Below are 7,448 nucleotides of genomic sequence, written 5' to 3'. Positions count from 1 at the left end.
CCACTGAAAAAGCACACCGCCGCACGCAAGGTGTTTGAAGCCTTCAGCCCGAGCGCGCAACGCGAATACGTCGAGTGGATTACCGAAGCGAAGACCGACGCCACGCGCCAGAAACGTATCGCCACCTCCTTGGAATGGCTGGCCGAAGGCAAGCACCGCAACTGGAAATACCAAACATGATCCGCATTGCCCGCGCTGAAGATGCCGATGCCATTCACGCCATCTACGCGCCCACCATCATCGACACCGCCATCACCTTCGAAACCGAGCTTCCCGGCACGGACGCGATGCGCCATCGCATACTCACCCGCCTGCAGCACTACCCTTGGCTGGTGTGGGAAGACCACGGCGAGGTGCTGGCCTATGCCTATGCCACGCGCTTTCGCGAGCGGGCAGCCTATGACTGGATCGCGGAAACTTCCATCTATGTGCACGAGAACGCGCGCCGCCGCGGCATTGCGCGCAAGCTTTATGGCGCATTGCTGGACGTGATGCGCTTGCAAGGCATCAACCAGGCGGTAGGCGTGATCACCATGCCTGGCGAGGTCAGCGTGGCGATGCACGAAGCGATGGGTTTTACGCCGGCCGGCATCTGGCGCAAGGCCGGCTACAAGCTTGGCCAATGGTGGGACGTGGGTGTGTGGCAGAAGGAGTTGCAGCCGGCCGCGAATCCGCCGCAGGCAGTCGTTGCGTTCCCTGTATTGCGCGGATCGGCTGAGCTGCACGCGATATTTCGCCATTCGTAGTTCGTAGGCTGGGATGAAATCCCGGCACTGTCACGCATGGCGATGCTGGGATTTCATCCCAGCCTACGAACCAGCCTACGAAAGCGTGGTGCGCTACCATTGCGCTTTTCGCTTGTCGGGATATCCCCATGCAGCTCAACCAAGTCAAAGCCATCATCACCGGCGGCGCTTCCGGCCTCGGCCATGCGGTGGCCCAGCATCTGGCGGCCAACGGCGGCCGCGTTGCCCTGTTCGACGTCAATGAGGAAAAGGGCCTCGCAGCGGCCCAGGCGCTGAGCGGGCATTTTTTCCGTACCGACGTCACCTCCGAAGAAGGCGTGTCAGCCAACGTCAACGCCGCCAAGGAAGCCCTGGGTGGCCTGAACGTGGTGATCAATTGCGCCGGCATCCTGGGTGCCGGCCGCGTGCTGGGCAAGGAAGGCCCGATGGCGTTGAACACCTTCGCCACCACCGTGATGGTGAACCTGGTGGGCAGCTTCAACGTTGCCAAGGCCGGCGCTTCGCTGATGCAGCACAACGAAGCCGGTGAAGATGGCGAGCGCGGCGTGATCATCAACACCGCCAGCGTGGCCGCCTACGAAGGCCAGATCGGCCAAGCCGCCTACTCCGCTTCCAAGGGCGGCGTGGTAGGCATGACCTTGCCGATGGCGCGCGAACTGTCGCGCTTCGGTATTCGCGTGGCGACCATCGCCCCGGGCATCTTCTGGACGCCCATGGTGGATGGCATGCCGCCGCAGGTACAGGAATCGCTCAGCGCTTCCATCCCCTTCCCTTCGCGCCTGGGCAAGCCGGAAGAATTCGCCTCCACTGTGGCATTCATTCTCGGCAACCGCTACATCAACGGCGAAACGATCCGGCTGGATGGCGCGGTGCGCCTGCAGCCGAAGTAACGCAAATCCTCATTTCCCATCATCGGCTCTCTCATCTCATGAAAGCTTCCGACGTCAAAAAAGGCAACGTGGTCGAACACGAAGGCACCGTTTACCAGGTGCGCGACATCGAACGCAGTTCGCCTACTGCGCGTGGCGGCAACGTCACGTTCCGTTTCACGCTGTACTCCATTCCCGGTGGCCGCAAATTCGATCTCAGCCTGCGTGCCGACGATGATCTGAAGGAAATGGATCTGGTGCGCCGTGCCGCCAACTTCTCGTACATGGACGGTGACGCGTACGTGTTCATGGACAACGAGGATTACACGCAGTACACGCTCGGCCCGGAACTGATTGGCGATAACGCCGGCTACATCGTAGAGAGCGTGGAAGGCTATTACGTGCAGGTGATCGACGATGCGCCGGTGGGCCTGCAGGTGCCGACCAGCGTGCTGCTTACCGTGGTCGACACCGCACCGGAACTGAAAGGCGCCAGCGCCACCAAGCGCACCAAGCCGGCCAAGCTCAACACCGGCATCGAAATCCAGGTGCCGGAATACATCACCACCGACGAAAAAGTGTGGGTGAACACGCTCACCGGTGAATTCGCCGGGCGCGGTTCCGAAAAGACGTTCTGAGCAACAACGCCTGCGGCTTCGCGGCAGCGTTGAACTCCTGCAAACGGCGCCCCTTACGGCGCCGTTTTGTCATACCGCGTCACGCGACACCGCCGCTGCGGTAAGGCAGAATCACGTCATTCCGATCGCGTTCCCCGCCATGTCCACCCGCACTTACTCGCTACGCGCCAGCGTGCTGCAAAGCCTGACTGCGACCAAGCGTCCGGACGTGCCGGCGTGGGTGGTGATACGCAATACCGCGGCGGTCGTGCTTCCGCTGGCTCTGGGCATGCTCACCGGCCATGCCGAAGCTGGCCTGGCTGTGGGCGCCGGCGCGCTCGACACGATGTTTTCCGATCAGCCCGGTCCGTATCGCCAGCGCCTGCAGCAGTTGCTGCTGGCTTCGCTGGCGGCAGGACTCGCCTCGCTGTGCGGTTTTTTGATCGGTGGCAATTTGCCGTTGATCCTGATAGCCACTGCCGCCTGCGGTTTCTTCGGCGGCTTGTTGGTGGTATTTGGTGTGGATATCGCCCGCGTGGGCATGACCAGCATGATTCTGCTGGTGATCACGGCGGCAACACCGACCACGCTCGATAACGCGCTAATGGGCGCCGGGCTGATTTTCGCCGGTGGCCTGTTGCTTACCTTGTTCTCCGTGGCCGCGTGGCCCTTGCAGCGCTACGGGCCGGAGCGGCATGCACTGGCTACCGTCTATCGCGGCCTGGCCAAGCTGGCGAAGGAAAACAGACAGAACGACGAAGACGTGCCCGCACTCACGGACGCAATGACCACATTGCAGCAAACGCTGCTCGGCCGTCATCACGCGCGCGGTCGCGCGATGGAAGCCTTTGCCGTCTTGCTGGAACTGGCCGAGCGCTTGCGCCTGGAACTGGTCGCGATGGCGGAGCTGCACAGCGCCGCCAGCATCATCGCGATGTTCCGTGCCGATGCCGCACGCGTGCTGAGCGCACTGGCCGATGCGCTGGAAAGCGGCGATTCACCCGAACAAGCCGCGCGTGCGCTGCAAACCTTGCAGGCAAGCGAACGCGCACTGCTGGACAACCACACGCGCAGCGACAGCGCCGCGGCGCATATCCATGCGCTTTCCGGGCAGCTCGCCGCCGCCCTGCGTAACGCGGACTGGGCGGGTGCCACTGGCGAACAACGCGCTGCTGCCGCGGAAACGCGGCTGCCGAGCGCATTGCGCGGCAGCTCGGCACTCGCCACCTTGCGTGCGAACCTCACGACGCATTCGGTAGCGTTTCGGCATGCGATGCGTTGCGCAGTGTGCCTGAGCATCGCGCTGCTGATTTCGCGCCTGTGGCAACTGCCGCACGGCTACTGGCTGCCGATGACGGCGGCGATCGTGCTGCGCCCGGATTTCGCCGCCACGTTCAACTTCGGCTTGTTGCGCGTGGTCGGCACGATTCTCGGCCTGGTGCTCACCACCGCGCTGCTGCACATCACGCCGCACGACCCTTGGGCGCATCTCGCGCTGATGGCGGTGCTGTGCATGGCGTTCCGTTATCTGGCTACCGCGCACTACGGCATCGCCGTGGCGACATTGACCGGCACGGTGGTGATCCTGCTGTCGTTCGAAGGGGTGAATTCCGGCACGGCGGTGATGGATCGCGTGTTGAACACCGTGCTCGGCAGCGGCATGGCCTTGCTCGCCTACGTGGTGTGGCCCACATGGGAACGCCGGCGCGCGCGCTCCGCGTTGTCGGACATGCTGGACGCCTATGCGGATTACCTGCACGCGCTGGCGCGGCCAGATCAACGCCACGCCCATGGCGAAACGCGCACTGCCGTGCGCACCGCGCGCACTAATGCCCAAGCGTCGCTGGACCGCATGCAGGCCGAGCCGGCGACACCGCTCAACTTGCTGGAGCTGGCCAACGCCCTGTTCCTCAACAGCAACCGCCTGGCACGCACGGCGATGACCTTGGAAGCGTTGCTGCACGACTGCGACAACTTGCCCGAGCAGGCGGAAGTCACCCACTTCGTCGAACGATCGGCCTCCCAGCTGCATGCGCTGGCTGTTGCATTGCGCAACAACCAGGCGCCCCCGCCGGCACCGGAATTGCGGCAGCTGCAGCGCAGCCTGGCCACCCTGCTCGCCATGGCGGACGACCGCCCGCGCGCCGAGCAGTTGGTGCGCATCAGCGATCGCCTGGTCGACAACATCAACACGCTGGCCTATGTGGTGGGGCGTGGCCCGCAGGAAGCAGCAGCGGCGCAGGGCGAACACCGCGTCCATCCCTAGCCACTGCCGTCTACAAACGACGGGCGCCACAGGCGCTACACTTGGCGCATGCTGAAAATCGATACCCACGCCCACATCCTTCCGCGTGACTGGCCCAATCTCGCCGCAAAATTCGGCAACGATGCCTTCCCGGTGATGACCCACAGCGATGGTCGGCATCGCATCTACAAGGACGGCAAGTTCTTCCGCGAGGTATGGGAATCGTCGTTCGATCCGCAACATCGCGTCGATGACTACGCGCGCTTCGGCGTGAACGTGCAGGTGATCTCCACCGTGCCGGTGCTGTTCTCGTATTGGGCGCCGGGTTACCAGGCGCTGGAACTGCATCGCCATCTCAACGATCACATGGCCGGCGTTTGCCGGGACTACCCGAAGCACTACGCCGGCATAGGCACCGTGCCACTGCAGTCGCCGGAGCTGGCGATTCGCGAACTGGAGCGCTGCATCGACGAACTGGGCTTGAGCGGCGTGCAGATCGGCTCGCATTGCAACGAGTGGAACCTGGACGCGCCGGAACTGTTCCCGTTCTTCGAAGCCGCGGCTGATTTAGGTGCCGCGGTGATGGTGCATCCGTGGGACATGATGGGCGCCGCCACCATGCCCAAGTATTGGATGCCGTGGTTGGTGGGCATGCCCGCCGAACAATCGCGCGCCGGCTGCTGCCTTGCGTTCGGCGGCGTGCTGGAGCGGCTGCCCAAGCTGCGCGTGATGCTTGCGCACGGCGGCGGCAGCTTTCCGTGGAGCATCGGCCGTATCGAGCATGGCTTCCGCATGCGTCCGGACCTGGTCGCCACGGATAACCCGCGCAATCCGCGCGAATACTTGAAGCGCCTGTATTTCGATTCCTGCGTGCACGATCCCCGCGCACTGCAATACCTTCTGGATGTGACCGGCTTCGACCGCGTCATGCTCGGTACCGATTATCCTTTCCCGCTGGGGGAGCAGGAACCGGGCAGCGGCATCGAATCGCTGCACTTGGACGAGCCGACCCGCGCCCGCCTGTTTCACGGCACCGCACTGGAATGGCTGGGGCTGCCGCTACGTCGCTTCGTATCCAACACGCATCCTGAGGAACACGCATGAGATTCAGCCGTTACATGGTGGTGACAGCCTTACTTGCATTGGCCAGCATCACCGTGGCCCACGCCGACGACGTCAGCATGGCGTCCGGCAGTGTGCACTTCACCACGCCGGCCGGGTGGGTAGGCATCATGCAGGTGGATGGCGATCCGGAAGTACGCGTGTTCCAGGTGCCTGATCCCTCGCCCAGCGCCAACACCACCTTGGCGCGCGTCACCGTCACGGTAAAGCAGGTATCGGATGCGCAGGCGTTCGGCGACTACGTCAACGGCGCGATGACGAAGGCGAAGAACATGAAGGATTACCAGGCAAGCACGCGCCCATCAGGTGAGCAGAACAGCTTCCTCTATACCGCGAGCGAAAGCGGCGTCCAATACACCTATACGGAACGCTACTGGTTCCGGAATGGCCATGCCATCCAGCTGCGCTGCGTGCGTCCGTCCGCGAGCGAGGCCGGCCAGGCGTGGGCTGCGACGTTCGACAAGGGTTGCAGTGAAGTCGCTGCCACCTTGGGCAGTTGATGTGCTTGCTCATCGTTTGACATTCCACCTGCACCGTCACTCCCGCGAAAGCGGGAGTCCATCTTGCTCTGGAGCGAGATGCAAAAATGGATTCCCGCTTTCGCGGGAATGACGGCAGCAAGAAACAGCTGTTTGGATACTGCAATGTCCCCACGCTACGAAGCCACCGCCGAATGGGCCCAGGCCCGTGATGCCGCCGACCCGCTGCGCGATTTCCGCAGCGAGTTTCTGATTCCACCGCACGAGCACGGCGAGAGCCACTACTTCTGCGGCAATTCGCTGGGGCTGCAACCACGCGCGTCGCGCGAAGCGGTGAATGCGGAACTGGATTACTGGGGCGAGCTCGGCGTGGAAGGCCACTTCAAAGGCCGCCTGCCGTGGATGGATTATCACGAGTTCGTGCGTGACCATCTGGCCGAAGTCGTCGGCGCGCAGCCCGATGAAGTCGTCGCCATGAACACGCTAGGCGTGAATCTGCATCTGATGATGGTGAGCTTCTATCGCCCCACGCCGGATCGCCACGCCATCCTGATCGAAGCGGGCGCATTTCCTACGGACCGCTATGCGGTGGAATCGCAAATCCGCTATCACGGGTTCAGCCCGAACCTTTCTTTAATCGAACTGGAGGGCGATGAGCCTAACGGCACGATCTCGATGGAAGCGATCGAGCGCGTGCTTGCCGAGCATGGCTCGCGTGTCGCGCTGGTGCTGTTGCCCGGCGTGCAATACCGCACCGGCCAGGCATTCGATCTGAAAGCGATCACCGAACTCGCGCATAAACAGGGTTGCAACGTCGGTTTCGACCTTGCGCACGCGGTCGGCAACCTGCCCTTGGCCTTGCACGACAGCGGCGCCGATTTCGCTATCTGGTGCAGCTACAAATACCTCAACGGCGGCCCCGGTGCGGTGGGTGGTGCATTCGTGCACGCACGCCACGCGCGCAGCGGCTTGCCTCGCTTCGCCGGCTGGTGGGGCCACGACAAAACCACCCGCTTTCAGATGGGCCCGGACTTCGTGCCCACACCCGGCGCCGACGGCTGGCAACTTTCCAATCCGCCGATTCTCTCCCTGGCGCCGCTGCGCGTCTCGCTAGAAATTTTCCATCGTGCCGGCATGCAGCGCCTGCGCGAGAAATCCTTGCAGCTCACCGGCTATCTGGAGTGGCTGGTACAAAATCAATTACCCCACGTACTTGAGATCGTCACTCCCGCAGCACCCGAACGCCGCGGCTCGCAACTCTCCATCCGCGTGCTCGGCGGCCGCGCTGAAGGGCGCGCCTTGTTCGACTACCTGATCGAACACGGCATCATCGGCGACTGGCGCGAACCGGATGTCATCCGCATCTCGCC

Annotated in this window: 8 protein-coding genes; all 8 read left to right on the top strand. The window is 63.3% G+C overall.

From position 1 onward, the window contains the following. The coding region (locus VJR68_RS10680) for a YdeI/OmpD-associated family protein (RefSeq protein ID WP_324147665.1) at positions 1 to 180 on the top strand (180 nt) is incomplete at its 5' end. Continuing rightward, positions 177 to 746, top strand: coding sequence for a GNAT family N-acetyltransferase (locus VJR68_RS10675; RefSeq protein WP_324147664.1), 570 nt, complete (start codon positions 177 to 179; stop codon positions 744 to 746). The genes VJR68_RS10680 and VJR68_RS10675, both read left to right, overlap by 4 nt. 128 nt (positions 747 to 874) lie before the next feature. Continuing rightward, positions 875 to 1,636 carry an SDR family oxidoreductase gene (locus tag VJR68_RS10670; RefSeq protein WP_324147663.1) on the top strand — a complete coding sequence of 254 codons (762 nt, stop codon included), beginning with the start codon at positions 875 to 877 and terminating at the stop codon, positions 1,634 to 1,636. A gap of 38 nt (positions 1,637 to 1,674) precedes the next feature. Further along, on the top strand, positions 1,675 to 2,253 hold the full coding sequence (gene yeiP, locus VJR68_RS10665) for an elongation factor P-like protein YeiP (protein ID WP_284322213.1): 579 nt from the start codon (positions 1,675 to 1,677) through the stop codon (positions 2,251 to 2,253). 139 nt (positions 2,254 to 2,392) lie between these two features. Beyond that, a complete protein-coding gene (locus VJR68_RS10660) occupies positions 2,393 to 4,498 on the top strand; it encodes an FUSC family protein (RefSeq protein ID WP_324147662.1) in 2,106 nt (701 codons plus the stop codon). A 48-nt stretch (positions 4,499 to 4,546) separates the two neighbouring features. Then, complete coding sequence (locus VJR68_RS10655) at positions 4,547 to 5,581, top strand: amidohydrolase family protein (RefSeq protein ID WP_324147661.1); 1,035 nt, start codon at positions 4,547 to 4,549, stop codon at positions 5,579 to 5,581. Then, positions 5,578 to 6,099, top strand: coding sequence for a hypothetical protein (locus VJR68_RS10650; protein ID WP_324147660.1), 522 nt, complete (start codon positions 5,578 to 5,580; stop codon positions 6,097 to 6,099). Before VJR68_RS10655 ends, VJR68_RS10650 begins: the two co-directional genes overlap by 4 nt. A gap of 144 nt (positions 6,100 to 6,243) precedes the next feature. Continuing rightward, a partial coding sequence (kynU, locus tag VJR68_RS10645; RefSeq protein ID WP_324147659.1) for a kynureninase occupies positions 6,244 to 7,448 on the top strand: 1,205 nt, incomplete at its 3' end.

The organism is Dyella sp., assembly GCF_035277725.1.
Classification (GTDB): domain Bacteria; phylum Pseudomonadota; class Gammaproteobacteria; order Xanthomonadales; family Rhodanobacteraceae; genus Dyella_B.
The sequence above is the reverse complement of the archived record's forward strand: the minus strand, read 5'-3'. Positions and strand labels throughout refer to the sequence as shown.

What these genes read in the sequence shown, in the direction of transcription:
- VJR68_RS10655 (WP_324147661.1), top strand. Translation starts at nt 4,547, where the DNA reads ATGCTGAAAATCGATACCCACGCCCACATCCTTCCGCGTGACTGGCCC.
- yeiP (WP_284322213.1), top strand. Translation starts at nt 1,675, where the DNA reads ATGAAAGCTTCCGACGTCAAAAAAGGCAACGTGGTCGAACACGAAGGC.
- VJR68_RS10670 (WP_324147663.1), top strand. Translation starts at nt 875, where the DNA reads ATGCAGCTCAACCAAGTCAAAGCCATCATCACCGGCGGCGCTTCCGGC.
- VJR68_RS10660 (WP_324147662.1), top strand. Translation starts at nt 2,393, where the DNA reads ATGTCCACCCGCACTTACTCGCTACGCGCCAGCGTGCTGCAAAGCCTG.
- VJR68_RS10650 (WP_324147660.1), top strand. Translation starts at nt 5,578, where the DNA reads ATGAGATTCAGCCGTTACATGGTGGTGACAGCCTTACTTGCATTGGCC.
- VJR68_RS10675 (WP_324147664.1), top strand. Translation starts at nt 177, where the DNA reads ATGATCCGCATTGCCCGCGCTGAAGATGCCGATGCCATTCACGCCATC.